This is a genomic window from Limibacillus sp. MBR-115 (assembly GCF_040549425.1).
Taxonomy (GTDB): Bacteria; Pseudomonadota; Alphaproteobacteria; order Kiloniellales; family CECT-8803; genus Limibacillus; species Limibacillus halophilus.
In genome coordinates this window covers 92,945-105,656 of record NZ_JBEPTJ010000002.1, presented here as the reverse complement: position 1 = coordinate 105,656, position 12,712 = coordinate 92,945, and the positions used below count along the sequence as shown (strand labels likewise).

At 59.8% G+C, this 12,712-nt stretch carries 12 protein-coding genes and 1 tRNA gene; 4 read left to right on the top strand and 9 right to left on the bottom strand.

All coding sequences use genetic code 11. The annotated features are described in order from the left end of the window. Positions 1-4 precede the first annotated feature (4 nt). The 7 genes from ABIE63_RS04100 to ABIE63_RS04070 form a co-directional block, all read right to left on the bottom strand. A complete protein-coding gene (locus tag ABIE63_RS04100) occupies positions 5-997 on the bottom strand; it encodes a 2OG-Fe(II) oxygenase family protein (protein WP_354503049.1) in 993 nt (330 codons plus the stop codon). Between the two features lie 18 nt (positions 998-1,015). After that, entirely contained in the window at positions 1,016-2,317 is a 1,302-nt protein-coding gene (locus tag ABIE63_RS04095) for a Xaa-Pro peptidase family protein (protein ID WP_354503046.1), read from the bottom strand. A gap of 137 nt (positions 2,318-2,454) precedes the next feature. After that, entirely contained in the window at positions 2,455-2,850 is a 396-nt protein-coding gene (locus tag ABIE63_RS04090) for a gamma-butyrobetaine hydroxylase-like domain-containing protein (RefSeq protein WP_183414673.1), read from the bottom strand. Positions 2,851-2,855: 5 nt separating this feature from the next. Next, complete coding sequence (locus ABIE63_RS04085) at positions 2,856-3,038, bottom strand: Trm112 family protein (protein WP_183414672.1); 183 nt, start codon at positions 3,036-3,038, stop codon at positions 2,856-2,858. A gap of 38 nt (positions 3,039-3,076) precedes the next feature. Then, positions 3,077-3,760 (bottom strand): LON peptidase substrate-binding domain-containing protein, encoded by a 684-nt coding sequence (locus ABIE63_RS04080; protein WP_354503043.1) that lies wholly within the window; start codon positions 3,758-3,760, stop codon positions 3,077-3,079. 25 nt (positions 3,761-3,785) lie between these two features. Next, positions 3,786-4,772 carry a thioredoxin gene (trxA, locus tag ABIE63_RS04075; protein ID WP_354503041.1) on the bottom strand — a complete coding sequence of 329 codons (987 nt, stop codon included), beginning with the start codon at positions 4,770-4,772 and terminating at the stop codon, positions 3,786-3,788. A gap of 89 nt (positions 4,773-4,861) precedes the next feature. Next, a complete protein-coding gene (locus ABIE63_RS04070; protein WP_183414670.1) occupies positions 4,862-5,404 on the bottom strand; it encodes a prolyl-tRNA synthetase associated domain-containing protein in 543 nt (180 codons plus the stop codon). A 181-nt stretch (positions 5,405-5,585) separates the two neighbouring features. On the opposite strand from ABIE63_RS04070, the gene ABIE63_RS04065 reads away from it, so the two are divergent. Together ABIE63_RS04065 and ABIE63_RS04060 are read left to right on the top strand one after the other, a co-directional pair. Continuing rightward, positions 5,586-5,660 (top strand) — tRNA-Gly (locus ABIE63_RS04065). A gap of 115 nt (positions 5,661-5,775) precedes the next feature. After that, entirely contained in the window at positions 5,776-6,726 is a 951-nt protein-coding gene (locus ABIE63_RS04060) for an aminotransferase class IV (protein ID WP_354503039.1), read from the top strand. On the opposite strand, the gene ABIE63_RS04055 is transcribed toward ABIE63_RS04060, so the two are convergent. Then, a complete protein-coding gene (locus ABIE63_RS04055; protein ID WP_354503036.1) occupies positions 6,678-7,616 on the bottom strand; it encodes a TauD/TfdA family dioxygenase in 939 nt (312 codons plus the stop codon). The two genes, ABIE63_RS04060 and ABIE63_RS04055, sit on opposite strands and share 49 nt — an antisense overlap. A 177-nt stretch (positions 7,617-7,793) precedes the next feature. On the opposite strand from ABIE63_RS04055, the gene ABIE63_RS04050 reads away from it, so the two are divergent. Continuing rightward, the gene (locus ABIE63_RS04050; protein ID WP_354503034.1) at positions 7,794-9,614 is read left to right on the top strand and encodes a TRAP transporter fused permease subunit; all 1,821 of its coding nucleotides are present in this window, start codon (positions 7,794-7,796) and stop codon (positions 9,612-9,614) included. A 65-nt stretch (positions 9,615-9,679) separates the two neighbouring features. Continuing rightward, entirely contained in the window at positions 9,680-10,663 is a 984-nt protein-coding gene (locus ABIE63_RS04045; protein WP_354503031.1) for a TAXI family TRAP transporter solute-binding subunit, read from the top strand. Positions 10,664-10,695: 32 nt separating this feature from the next. Here the strand turns inward: ABIE63_RS04045 and ABIE63_RS04040 are convergent, their stop codons facing one another. Further along, positions 10,696-12,378 carry a hypothetical protein gene (locus ABIE63_RS04040; RefSeq protein ID WP_354503029.1) on the bottom strand — a complete coding sequence of 561 codons (1,683 nt, stop codon included), beginning with the start codon at positions 12,376-12,378 and terminating at the stop codon, positions 10,696-10,698. Positions 12,379-12,712 lie beyond the last annotated feature (334 nt).

Here is a 12,712-nt window from a genome sequence, read left to right as displayed (position 1 = left end):
GGCGCTAGGCCAGGAAATCCGAAAACTCGGGAAAGGCTTTGACCTTTTCGATCAGGTAGTCGCCATAGACGACTGCCGGATAGGCTACGCTTCCGGTGCCGGGCAAGGGTTCGATCACGGCATCGACCGCTGGTTCGAAGAAGAAGGGCAACGAGTAACGAGAACCGCCTTGAAGCGCCAGGACCCGATGGCGGGTAGCGCGGTAGCGGCCGGCGCTCCAGCGTTCCATCAGGTCACCCAGGTTGATCGCCAGGCTGTCCGGCAAACAGGGGACATCAATCCACTGGCCCGCGCCATTCTCCGCCTGCAGTCCCGGTTGGTCCAATTGGGCCAACAGGGTCAAGCAACCGGAATCACTGTGCTCCCGTGTCATGATGGGATAGCGGGCGCCCTGATGGTCGCGGTAGGGCCGGTCTAGTCCGATGTAGGATTCCGCACTGCGCGGCGGATAGTGCAACAGACGCAAGGTCCCGTTTCCTTGGTCGAAGGCCTGGGCGAAGTGGTCCTCGGCCAGACCCAAAGCCCGGGCGAGGGACTGCAGCAGGGCTGTCCCGACCCCTTCCATGGCCTTGCGATAGGCGAGAACATCGGCGCGCCAGCCCGGTAGGTCGTCCTCGGTCGGCCAGGGGTTTTCCTCAATCAAGGGGTGTCGCTTAGCGGGTGCCGGGTCAGGACCGAGGTCGATTCCCTCCTTGTAGGCGGCAACGCCTTTCTGCAACGGGAAGTACCCTCTATAGAGCGTTCGGGCCTCGGGCGCGAACTTGCGTCGCCAGAGTCGCCGTTGCGCGTCCGGCGGGATCGAAAAGAGCCGCAGCAGGGACGCCCGGCGTTCCGGGGAAAGCAGGGCCTCGTCCGGCAAACCCGTAACAACAAGAAACCCGATCTCCCGGCAGGCCCGGTCGATGGCCCGGTCAACGACATCGCGCGCGGCGCTTAGGCGCCCAAAGAGTGGCGAAATGTCCACTTGGGGAATCGTGTCGAAGGCTGCGGCTGACATGGGATCGGCGTCCTTGCGCTAAATCTCCCGGCCCAGCAAGGCTTCCTCATACGGGAAGGTGGAGAGACGCTCGACGCCGCTTGCCGTTATCAGGACCTGATCTTCCAGCTTTACGCCCTCGTTGCCGCCCTCAGCACCGATGTAGCTTTCCACGCAGATGGTCATGCCGGCCTCCAGGACGCCGTCGTAACCGTGGGCGTCGATATCCTCCAGATAGGCACAGTGCGGGTACTCGTCACAGAAGCCGACGCCATGAAAGATCACGGAGTAGCGACCTGGCAGATAACGATCCGGCAGCTTGAAGGCGGTCTCGGCTAGTTCACGAAACGAAATACCGGGCCGGATGAGCTGCATGTTCGTCTCAATCTGTTCATGGGCTAGGCGGTATAGCTCTTGCTGTTCGCCGCTTGGCTTGCCGTGGCCGCAGTAGTAGGTGCGCGATAGGTCGGAGCAGTAACCGAAGGGGCCGATCAAATCAGTGTCGAAAGCGACCAGCTCACCTGCGCGAATGATCCGGTCGGAGCACTCGTGGAACCAGGGGTTGGTCCGGCCTCCCGAGGCCAGAAGACGGGTCTCGATCCACTCTCCGCCGCGCGCGATATTGACGTGATGCAGATGTGCCCAAAGCTCGTTCTCGGTCATGCCGGGCTTGAGTTCCTCGCGCATCTTCGCCATCCCGGCCTCGCAGACCGAAATAGAATGGTTCATCAACGCGATTTCATCCGCCGACTTGATGCAGCGCGCCAGTTCGCAAATTGCCTGGCCATCACAGATTTCGATGCCGTGAACTTCCAGCGCGCGGATACCCGCGATGTCGCAGTGGTCTGCCGCCAAACGTCTGTTGCCGCCGCCGGTCGCCTTCACCAGATCGGCAATCTCGGTGGCCCAGATGGCGGCCTTCTCGTTCATGCGGGGGCCGGCGCCAAAGAAGTACCAGGCTTGGGCGGGACGCACTTCGGCAATGGTTTCCAGGCCTTCCGACAGATGCTCGCCGTTGTGGAACTCGAACAGCACGATCGGACCTTCGGTAGGCACGAAGCAGTAGCGCGACGCATTGTGCAGGGTCCAGACCGCCATGTTGCGGCTGCCGGTGGCATAGCGGATGTTGATCGGGTCATAGAGCACGATGCCCGCCACGTCGTGGGCCCGAAGCTGCGCCCTCAAACGGTCGAGGCGATAGGCGCGCAGGCGCTTCATGTCGACCTGCCCTTCGCAGTCGCTGAGGGTTGGCGGCGCCGTGCGGGCGGCCAGATGCGTAGAGATGCTACGAGATGAAAGACTGCGGGCCGCACCCGCCGGTATGATCGTATCTGGCGCCATGACGATCGTTCTCCCTGCCATAGCTATTCCCATCAATATCCGGGAAAGCCTGACAGGATGTAAGCCGCTGTCTTGCTAGAAACCGACTCGCATACCGCAAATTCGACAGTTGCGTCACTTAACGTGGCATCAAGTTATCAAGGGTCGCGGCTGAGGCCCTTCTTCTCCAGGTCGGCCAGGTAGGCCTGCCAGATCTCGTCTTGCCGCTCGCCAAGGTCATAGAGGTACTTCCATGAAAAGATGCCGGTGTCGTGCAGGTCGTCAAAGCGCAGACGCACCGCATAGTTGCCGACCGGCTCGATCGCCATGATGCCGACGTGGCGGCGGCCGGGGACGGTCTTCTTCTGCGAGGGGCCGTGGCCCTGGACCTCCGCCGACGGGCTTTCGACGCGCAGCAATTCGGCCGGGTAGTCGAACGTCACGCCGTTATCGAAGGTGATCTTCAGGTGTTTGGTTGCCTTGGCGTAGGAAATCTCCGTCGGCCAGTGGTTGCTCTCCCAGGTTCCGTCGCTGGACGCCGCGTCGTTGCTCATGAGGCTCAAGTCTCCTTATCCAGCGACCGGGCTTCGTCCGGTAGCATGATGGGAATGCCGTTGCGAATCGGATAAGCGAGCCCCGCCTGACGGCTGACCAGTTCATTGGCTGCTGCGTCGTAGTCGAGGGGACCCTTGGTTACCGGGCAAACCAGAAGCTCCAAAAGCTTTGGATCGACCTTTGTCATGACCTTGCTGCCTTTCTTCTTCGCGGAAACCGGCCCGCTCAATGCCTTGGTTTGGCGCCGCCTTGCGTCTCTTGGGCGCTGGAGGCATCCAGCTCCAATAGTTTTATCAAGGTCTCGGCCCGTGTCGAGAGGTTGGGCGCCATCAGCAGCGCCTGCTTCTCCAATGCCTCGAAAGGACAAGCCATGGCGAGCGAGGTGATCAAACGCTCGCCCGGCGCCTGTTCGATGGCTTCCCAGTCCGCTCGGATTCGTTTGACGCTAAAATAGGCGCGCAGGGCCGTCAGCAAGCGATCCCGGTCAAAAAAGTCCTCCAGGACTTCCGGCCTTTCAAGGTCGTCGCGGAACTCGGAGTAATCCGGCCGCACGCGGCGGAAACCCTTCTCCAAGGACAACTCCTCGCCGACCTTGAAGCGGAGCATGCCCTTCAAGGTTATGAGATAGCGGCCGTCCTCTGTTTCCGCGAAGGACACGATACGACCGACGCAGCCCAAGGGAAAGCAGGGGGCCGATCCCATTTGCAGTCCCTTTGTTTCCAAACTGGGCTGGATCATCCCGATCAAGCGCCGACCGGCCAAGGCCTGATCGACCATGGCCAGGTAGCGCGGCTCGAAGATGTTCAGCGGCAATTCAGCGCGGGGCAACAGCAGAACCCCGGTCAACGGAAAGATCGGCAGAATTTCCGGCAACTCGTCGAAGGTCGGATCGAAAGGATTTTCGCTCATACCTATGAGAGATAGGGCCGGTTGATCACGAGAAAAGCAGCGACGACAGTTTTTTACGAGCCTGAACGGTCACCGGGTCGGTCGGACCCCAGGCCTCGAAGAACTGCACCAGCTGCTTGCGGGCTGCTTCGTCGTTCCAGGCGCGTTGGCGCCGGATGACTTCCAACAGCGCGTCCGCGGCTTCTTCACGCTGACCCGTGGCGTTCAGGGCCATGGCCAGATCGAAGCGCGCCTGATGATCGTTCGCATCCTGTGCGATCTTGGCCTGGAGATCAGCCAGATTGGCGGCGGCACCGTCGGCCTGCTCGGCAAGTTCGAGCGCGGCCAAAGCGCCCTGAATATCGCTCTGCAACTTCAAGGCCTCGCTGAGCTCGTCGAAGACCGCCCTAGCCGCCTCCATCTCGCCGGCGCCGATGTAGGCGCGGATAACACCGGATAACGCCTTGGCGTTCTCCGCGTCCTGTTCCAGCACCTGGGCGTAGAGTGAAGCGGCGGCTTCCGGTTGGCCCTGTCGCATCAACTCGTCGGCCTGTTCCAGGAGCGCCTCGATGGAGTTTTCGTCATCCCCGCCGCCGGCGGCCTCGAGGACCTGCTGGATGAACTGGCGAAGCTGGCTTTCAGGCAGGGCGCCTTGGAATCCATCTAGGGGGCGGCCCTGGTAGAAGGCATAGACCGTCGGGATCGACTGGACTCGGAGCTGTTGGGCAATGCCCTGGTTCTCATCAACATTGACCTTGGCAAGCATGACCTTGCCACCGGCTTGCGTAACCAGCTTCTCCAGCGCGGGGGTTAGCTGTTTGCAAGGACCGCACCACGGGGCCCAGAAATCAACGATGATTGGCCGCTGCATCGATGCTTCGATGACTTCGGCCATGAAATCCTTTTCGCTGATGTCCTTGATGACATTGCCTGGACCCGTTCCATTGGCCGCAGGACCGGCGCTGCCGATAATCTCTTCCATTGTGGCGATACCCTTTTCCCGACTTTCTGATCCGGGCGTTGTGCTGTTCATCAACGCCTCGCGTTTCGTTCCCAAGTTACATGGCCGTTCCGATCAACCATGGCAAGCCCGGCTTTAGCAGGCCCGCTCTTGGCTTTCGTCTATTCCGTCGCTGACCCTTCAAAATCCAGGAGCTGGGGCGGGTGCCCCACGGCTTCCAGAAACCGCAACAAATCCTGTGGCGCTATCGCGGTCGTCATATGATTGACCAGCGGGTGCGCATTGACAATTTCCCCTTCAAGAACCGCTCGATCCAACACCATGGTGACGGCAGAGGTTCGATCATTGATCACCGCCAACGGCGTCACGGCGCCGGGACGCACCCCGAGGAACCGCATCAGGCGTTCCGCGCTGCCGAAGGAAAAACGACCCGCTTGGAGTCGTTCGCCCAAGGCCTTCAGGTCGATGGTTCGATCTTCCAGGCAGGTAACCAGCCACATCGCGCCTTTCTTGTTGCGCAGGAACAAATTTTTGATATGCGCGCCCGGCAGGTTGCCGCGCAGCGCTTGGGCTTCCTCGACGGTGAATACCGGGGCATGCTCGACGGTCGTTTGCGCGACGTTCATGGCAGCCAAGCGCTCCAGCAACTGTTCAGGCGTTAGCGGCGGATGGCCGTCTTCAAGTATTGCGTCAATCTCGCTCATGGAATATCTGCCGTTCCTGGGAAGGTTCATGCGAGTTGCGAAGCTAACTTCCAGGCGGCTGCCTCTCAAGAGGAAACCCCTCTGCGACCGCTGAGATGAACGACCGTGATCCCGAAAAAGGGATTTTACCCCTTGCCAAACCCCCTGAAAGGTTTTATCTCCCCCACCGCGAAACTGATACGCGGGCGTAGCTCAGGGGTAGAGCACAACCTTGCCAAGGTTGGGGTCGTGAGTTCAAATCTCATCGCCCGCTCCAGTTTCCCAAATGAGCCGCCTCCGGGCGGCTTTTTTGATGCCTCCTCATCGGCCTTTTCAGTCAGATTTGCTATGTTGAGTCGGGTCGCAGTTGGATGGCAGGAGGCAGGGGACGCATGAAAGAGAAGGGCGTAGTGGAGCAGACGGTTGTCTCCCTAAACGGTCGCATCGAGCAGCCGGGCGCCGCTTCTGTTGCGATCTCCTCGCCGGCGGTCGCCTTCGGTCTGTCGGTCTTCGAGACATTGCGTGGCTACCGACAAACGGCCGCCGGATCGGAGAGCATCGCGTTGTTTCGGGTTGGTGACCATCTGAAACGCCTTGCTCGCTCGGCGGAGATGATGCGCTTTCCGCCATTGCCACCGGAATCGCAGATGTCGCGATGGTTGGTCGAGGCAGCCCAGGCGCTTGGTGGAAACGAGGACTGCCATCTGCGGATCACGGCCCTCTTGTCCGGCGAGCATGGGCGCCTTCTTGATGACAGTCCGGTAGCGATCGCCATCGTCGCTGCCCGCCGTCCCGAGCCCGACCTCGGTTCTCGGGTGCGGCGCTGCCACCTGAGCCCTTGGGTCCGTATCTCGCGCCAAGTCATGCCGCCGCTGATCAAGTGCGCTCCCAACTATCACAATAGCCGCCTGGCTCTTCTCACGGCCCGCGAGTCTGGCTTCGACAGTGCGGTGATGTTGAATGCGGCAGGCAATGTTGCCGAAGGGCCGGTTGCCAATCTCTTCCTGATCCGGGAAGGTCGTTTGGTGACGCCCGATCTGGAGAGCGACATCCTTGACGGCATCACCCGCGACAGCTTGCTGTCCATCGCGGCGAGGGACCTGAATTTAGCCTGCGAAGAGCGCCCGGTCGACGTCGCGACGTTACGCACGGCCGACGAAGCTTTTTTCAGCAGTACCGGCGCGGGTATCGAGCCCATCAGCAGTCTTGACGGAAAACCACTCTCGGCAGGCGCGCCGGGTCCGGTGACGAGGTTGCTGGCGGATCGCTACGGTGATGTTTGCCGCGGCGCCGTTCAGGATTGGGGTTGCTGGCTGATGTCGGTCAATTCACCGGGGGCCTGATCACCGGGGACCTGAACGAAGCGTTCGACTTTGCCGCCTTCAATCGTCAAACGACGTAATACGCGTGACTGGGAAGTTTCGAACTCGGCCCGTCCGTGCTGTAGGCGCAGATTGTCCCACACCAGAAGGTCGCCTTGCCGCCAATGGTGATCGTAACGAAAGCGCGGTTGCTCCAAGTGGGAAAAAAGCTCTGCCAATAAGGCATTGCTATCTTCTTCCGGCAAACCGACGAAAGAGCGGGTCATCAAGCGGTTGACGAACAGCAACGCATGGCCGCTGACAGGGTGTTTGATCACGCTGGGATGACGCCATGTAGCGGTATTGGCTTCCAGAGTCGCCGTACGGGTCGTTTCACTGCCGCCATAAGCTTGAAGCACATCAAGCCCCGATAACAGCGCCTGAGTCTCTTGCGGTAATGCAGCATAGGCGGCAACGGCATCGGCAAAACGCGTAGCGCCGCCCTTGGAAGGTATCTCCAAACCATAAAGTAGCGTCGCCTTGTTGGGGTGCTCGGCGAAACACTGATCAACATGCAAATCCATCGCACCCTTCGGCAGGATCGCGACGGCATCGTCAACCGGACGGTTGCTGACATAGCGAATGCGCGGTGTCGCACCCTCGCAGCGAACCTTTCCCAGGCAGGCGGCAAAAGCTGCTTGTGTCGCCTCGTCAAGCGTTTGGCCGGGGAAGAGAAGGAATCCATACTCGGCAAGAAGGGCATTCAGTGTTTCTGTCGAAAGGGAACGGACGGCCTCGTTAAGCGCCTGCCCGGTGATTTCCAGTCCAAGCGTCGGCGACAGCCGGCGTAGTGCTAGCGGCCCAACTGACTGGGACAAACCCGTCATACCCTTGCCGTCATCAAGCAAACCCTTCCCCAAGGCTTCCGTCAAAACCGCTCCTTTGCCCGACCCAAACTGAGAACCAACCGTTGTGGTGCAGCAATCTAAAAGTGGCGGGTTTCCTCTTGGTCCATAACACTCTTTTTTATTTTGATAAAATGTTACGTTCTTTAGCGAACACGGGAACAAACGAACCAATGGGGTGGCCGAAGGTATGTTGGGGTGGCAATGATTCTTGAATTTCTGCTCCCCCAACCGGGGCCCCAACGTCAATTGCGGAACTTCCCGGCGGTCGTTGTGCATCTGATGGGCTGGGCCACGGTCGCCTGGGTTGTTCATGCGGTACTAATGGCGCGAAGCGATCCTCTGGTTGCGACCATCGTGTTCTTAACCCTAATCATGGTCGTGGTGTTTTTGAGCGTCGGCGCAACCAGCCGTTCCGATCCAGACGAACCCAGCGCCCTGGATTGGTCCCTGGCGACTTCCAGCTTGCTTGTTGGCCTCTACTTTGCCGGGACTGCCGACAGCTTCATATACCGTATCAATTTGTTGGATCCACTCTCGCGGATCGAGGTCCTGGCGGGCAGTCTCGTCGTGGGGTTGGCCCTTGAGGTAACCCGGCGCACGGTGGGTCCGGTTCTGGTCCTGCTCTGCCTGGTTCTTATCCTCTACAACGTGTTTGGGCATCATCTGGCGCCGCCGTTCAATCACGGCGTTATTTCCTACAGCGATTGGTTGGACCTGACGGTCTTCACAACCGATGGACTCTTCGGTGCGCCCCTGCGGGTGGCTACCAGTTACGTCTTTGCGCTGATTTTTTTTGGCCTGCTTTTCAGCCGGGCGCGCGGCGGCGAGTTTTTTTGCGATCTTGCCGCCATGGTCGCCGGTCGCGGAAAGGGAGGGTTGGCCAAGGTTTCGGTCATAGCCTCCGGGTTGTTCGGCACGGTATCGGGAAGCCCCACATCGGATGTGGTGACCACCGGCTCGATCACGATCCCGGAGATGATGCGTCGAGGCTATCCTGCAAAGCTGGCCGGCGCGGTGGAGGTGGCCGGCTCCACCGGCGGCGGCTTGCTTCCGCCGGTGATGGGATCGGCGGCGTTTCTGATGGCCGAGATCACGGGCATCTCGTATGTCGAGATCGTAGTGGCGGCGGCTGTCCCCGCGCTTCTCTACTATGGCGCGGTTTATTTTCAACTCCATCTGCGCGCGATCAAACTCGATCTGCCCCGGTTGTCACCGGATGAGCTGCCGGGTTTGGTCGGCACCCTGCGTCGCGGCTGGCCTCTGCTATTCCCAATGCTGGCCATTACTTGGCTACTGCTTTCAGGTTACACCCCTGCTTTGGCGGGCGCAGGAGCGTCGGTAATTTTGCTACTCGTGGGAATTCGCATGGTGGGATGGTCGTCCTGGTTGCGGGTTCTTGCTGAAATTCCGGGTGAGGCGGTGCGCCGCGCCGCGCCGGTGGCGGGTGCCTGCGCGGCGGCCGGTCTGATTGTTGGTGGGCTGACCATTACCGGCCTCGCAGCCAAATTATCGGGCATGGTCTTACAGTTTCACGGCGACTCACTTCTGATCGCGCTGGCTGCCAGCGCCGTCATCACCTTGTTACTGGGCATGGGTATGCCGGTTCCAAGCGCCTATCTTCTGGCCGCGGCGGTCGCGGGTCCCGTGCTTGCGCAGCTGGCGATCGGCGAGCTGGCCGGGCACCTCTTCTTGCTATACTTCGCGGTCATGTCGGCCATGACGCCGCCCATCGCGGTTGCCGCGTTTGCCGCTGCCTCGATTGCCGGTGTGCGGCCATTCGGCATAGCTGGCGGCGCCGTTCGTCTGGCTATCTCGGCTTACGTGATCCCGTTCTTGTTCGTGTTACTGCCCGGCTTGTTGCTTCGGACAACCCTACAGGACAGTCTGGTCGCGGTGACGATCAGTCTGTGCGTAGTCGGATTGCTGGCGATGGCCGTGGAGGGCTATGCGGCCAAGCCCTTGCTGCGATGGCAACAGGCCTGTTGCTTTATTGCGGCAGGGTTGCTGCTTCTTGTCCTGTAATGCCATTTTTCACAATGGGGGTCTCCGTGAGGGGACTGGAGCGGTTTTTGGAGGGGAGAGAGTAGATGAGACGTAGGGTTTTCATAATGGCAGCTTTGGTCGCCATGATCCCGGCACTCGGGAGTGCGGCTGTCAGCTACAACCTTGTCTTGGCGGGCGCCAGTGCGGGGGGGCTTTGGTCCTTGATCGGTGTCGGCGTCGACAACGCCATGAAAACCGCATATCCGGGTTCGACGGTGACCTACCAGACCTCCGGCGGCGGCTACGCGAATGTTTCATTGCTGGCGGATGATAAGGTGGACATCGCAATTCTGCATGACGCCGAGGCACGCCAGGCGGTCGAAGGAGCGGCCCCGTTCAGTCAGCCCTCGGAGCACCTGCGCGCCTTGGCGGTGCTCTATGATTTTTCGGCGTTGCAACCGATTCTCGTGAAGGCTTTCGCGGAAGAACACGGGATCACCTCCTTTGAGGACTTGAAGGCCAAGCGCCCGCCGTTGCGCCTGGTGCTCAACAAACCGGGCAACATTACACACGATCTGGCTGTCAACGTCCTGCAGGCCTATGGCATTGCGCCGGAAGACATCGAATCTTGGGGCGGGCGGGTTATGATTGCCGGGTCCCGTGAATCGGCCGAGCTTTTGCGCAATGGTCAGGCTGACATGGCTATGAATGCGCCCTTTGTCGGGCACTCTTCCATTCTGGAGGTTGCCAGCGCGCGTGAGCTTATCCTGCTGGCGCCTTCCGCCTCGGTGATCGACTCCGTCGGCGAAAAGATGGGGATCGGATCGGTAACCATCCCGGCCAGTGCCTATGACTGGTTGGACAAGGATACGCCGACCTTGGCGCTGGCTGCGATGATCGCCGCGGATGCCTCGATGGATGACGTGACGGCCAAGGCGATCACGGCGGCCTTGATTGAACATATTGATTCCCTGCGGGATGTGCATAAGGCGATGCAGGGACTGGACCGGCCGATGTTGCTGCGGCAGCGTTCCATCCCCTTTCACCCAGGCAGCATCGCGGCTTTCAAGGAAGCGGGTTTGATGTAACGGCTACAACACTGGCAGGCGGGTGCCGGCTATCAGGCGCGCGCAGCCCGTCGGAGCAGCAGACCCTCAATCGCTTCGATTGTGCGGTCTGCTGCGGGCCAGAAGTGCGGAAACCCGACCCGGTACCACCAGAGCAGCATGTTGGGATTGATCTCGAAGATCAACGGGCGTCCGTCCTCGGTCAAGCCGAAGTCCATACCGCAGATATCGACGCCGACACCCTCGCAGGCGGCCATCAGCGCATCGCTATTTGCCTTGCCCAGATAGCCGCGGACATCGGCCATGAAGGCGGCTTCTTCCGCATGGAATGCCGGATCGTTGATCAAGGTGCTGGCGCGTAGCTGGCTCGAGCGTTGCTGATCATTCTCGCCGTGCGTGTTCCAATGGTTGTTGAAGAAGCAGTTGACCGGAAGCAGTTCCCCGTCGATCCAGGCGCAGCGGTATACCTTGTAGTGCCCCTTTTCGTTCCTCTGGGCGTCGTGGAACTCGATCGCGAAAATCTCCGGTGAGATCCTGCGCTTTGCCAAGGTTGCAAGGGCCTGGTCCAGCGCCTCGTGACCCTCGCATAGGTGCATGCCGCCGCCATACTGCGATGTGGTGGGGCGAACGAGCAGCGGGAAGGCGAAGTCGGATAGGATTCTCGTCTTCAATGCCTTTAAGTCAGCATCAGCAATGTTATAACGTAATGTTTTTGGAAACAACAGATCGCTGCGATCCTTCAGGCGCCGATAGTTTTCGTCCCGGCGCAGGTTGCGAACCGATGCAGGGGCGTTGACCAAAGGAATGCCGACCTGATCGCAAAGCTCTTTTGCCTGGCGGGCGATATCTTCATCCACTTCCGCCATGGCGTTGCCCAGAACGACTTCTATTTTTCTGTCGCGGAGCAGGTCGGGTTTGTCGTGGAGCGATTCGATCAGACCGTAGTTGATCGCCAACTTTCTGCCCGGAACAAGAGCCGCGAAATTCGCGCCGCCAAAAATCTGCTGGATCGTATACTGCTTGCCGACGTGCACACTCTGGCGCGGCCGATTTGCCATCACCAGTGCTTGGGTCATCCTTGGTCTTGTGCGCTTCAAGGGCCAGAGGGGATGTTGATCCATCAGTTTTTCAAGGTGCTCAACGCCTTTGGGGAGGCGGTGCTTGGCGAGAACCCATGCGGCAGCCGCATCGAATTGCGGCCACGCGCAGCCCGCCTTGGTCGCGGTTGCCACATGGTCGACCGCTTCTTGGCCGCGACCGAGGTAGGTCAAGGTTAAAGGAAGCGCCATGGCACGTGGCCAGACGCCTGGTTTCAACCCAAGCGCGTTGTCTATCTGTTCAACCGGCCACGAGCTTCCACCAATAGCTTTCAGGGCGGCACCGAACTCCACCAGAACGTCCGGCAGTCGACCGTGCTGATAAGCGGCCCCCAGGGCCGCAACCGCCCGCTTGTTGTGGCCGAGCTTGAGATGAGCGATGCCGATTGCGCGATAAATGCTCGCCTCATCGCGCTTGGCGGCAAGGAGGATTCTGCCGATCAACACGGTTGTGTGCGAGCAACCCAGGTCCTGAGCCGATTGAAACAGCTTGCGGAGTAAGGCCAACCGCTTATCGGCGGTAAGATTGGCTTCTTTCAACTTCTCGGAAAGGGCGTTACGCGCGGCCACCAGCCCCTTAGCGGCCGCGAACTTCTCGATGTTCTGGACAGGTAACCCCAGAACTTGCTTATCCCCCATACCCGACGCTCCCTCTTTGTCGTCATCGTTAACGCCGCAAAATCACGCCGCTTTAAAGCGTAGACCTTTGGTTAGGCCAAAGCCTGACGACACTCCAGTATCACCTCTAGTTAGAGCCAATAAAATTCCTCGGCAAGGTTATCGGCTTTATAAGCACAGAATCCGGGCTAGTTGTATGAAGTACAGGCACGAAAGCAGGGCAGAAACTACAATAAAACCATTAAGTTGCCCTGAATAACCCCACAACACTGACATAGCAATTCAAACATAGGGCGTTGCGCATGTTTTCTAACGAATCCGGGGCAAAATTGAAATAACGCTTCGGATGGATCAA

Coding starts and splice junctions, on each gene's coding strand:
- ABIE63_RS04100 (WP_354503049.1), bottom strand. CDS start 997: ATGTCAGCCGCAGCCTTCGACACGATTCCCCAAGTGGACATTTCGCCA.
- ABIE63_RS04095 (WP_354503046.1), bottom strand. CDS start 2,317: ATGGCGCCAGATACGATCATACCGGCGGGTGCGGCCCGCAGTCTTTCA.
- ABIE63_RS04090 (WP_183414673.1), bottom strand. CDS start 2,850: ATGAGCAACGACGCGGCGTCCAGCGACGGAACCTGGGAGAGCAACCAC.
- ABIE63_RS04085 (WP_183414672.1), bottom strand. CDS start 3,038: ATGACAAAGGTCGATCCAAAGCTTTTGGAGCTTCTGGTTTGCCCGGTA.
- ABIE63_RS04080 (WP_354503043.1), bottom strand. CDS start 3,760: ATGAGCGAAAATCCTTTCGATCCGACCTTCGACGAGTTGCCGGAAATT.
- trxA (WP_354503041.1), bottom strand. CDS start 4,772: ATGAACAGCACAACGCCCGGATCAGAAAGTCGGGAAAAGGGTATCGCC.
- ABIE63_RS04070 (WP_183414670.1), bottom strand. CDS start 5,404: ATGAGCGAGATTGACGCAATACTTGAAGACGGCCATCCGCCGCTAACG.
- ABIE63_RS04060 (WP_354503039.1), top strand. CDS start 5,776: ATGAAAGAGAAGGGCGTAGTGGAGCAGACGGTTGTCTCCCTAAACGGT.
- ABIE63_RS04050 (WP_354503034.1), top strand. CDS start 7,794: ATGATTCTTGAATTTCTGCTCCCCCAACCGGGGCCCCAACGTCAATTG.
- ABIE63_RS04045 (WP_354503031.1), top strand. CDS start 9,680: ATGAGACGTAGGGTTTTCATAATGGCAGCTTTGGTCGCCATGATCCCG.
- ABIE63_RS04040 (WP_354503029.1), bottom strand. CDS start 12,378: ATGGGGGATAAGCAAGTTCTGGGGTTACCTGTCCAGAACATCGAGAAG.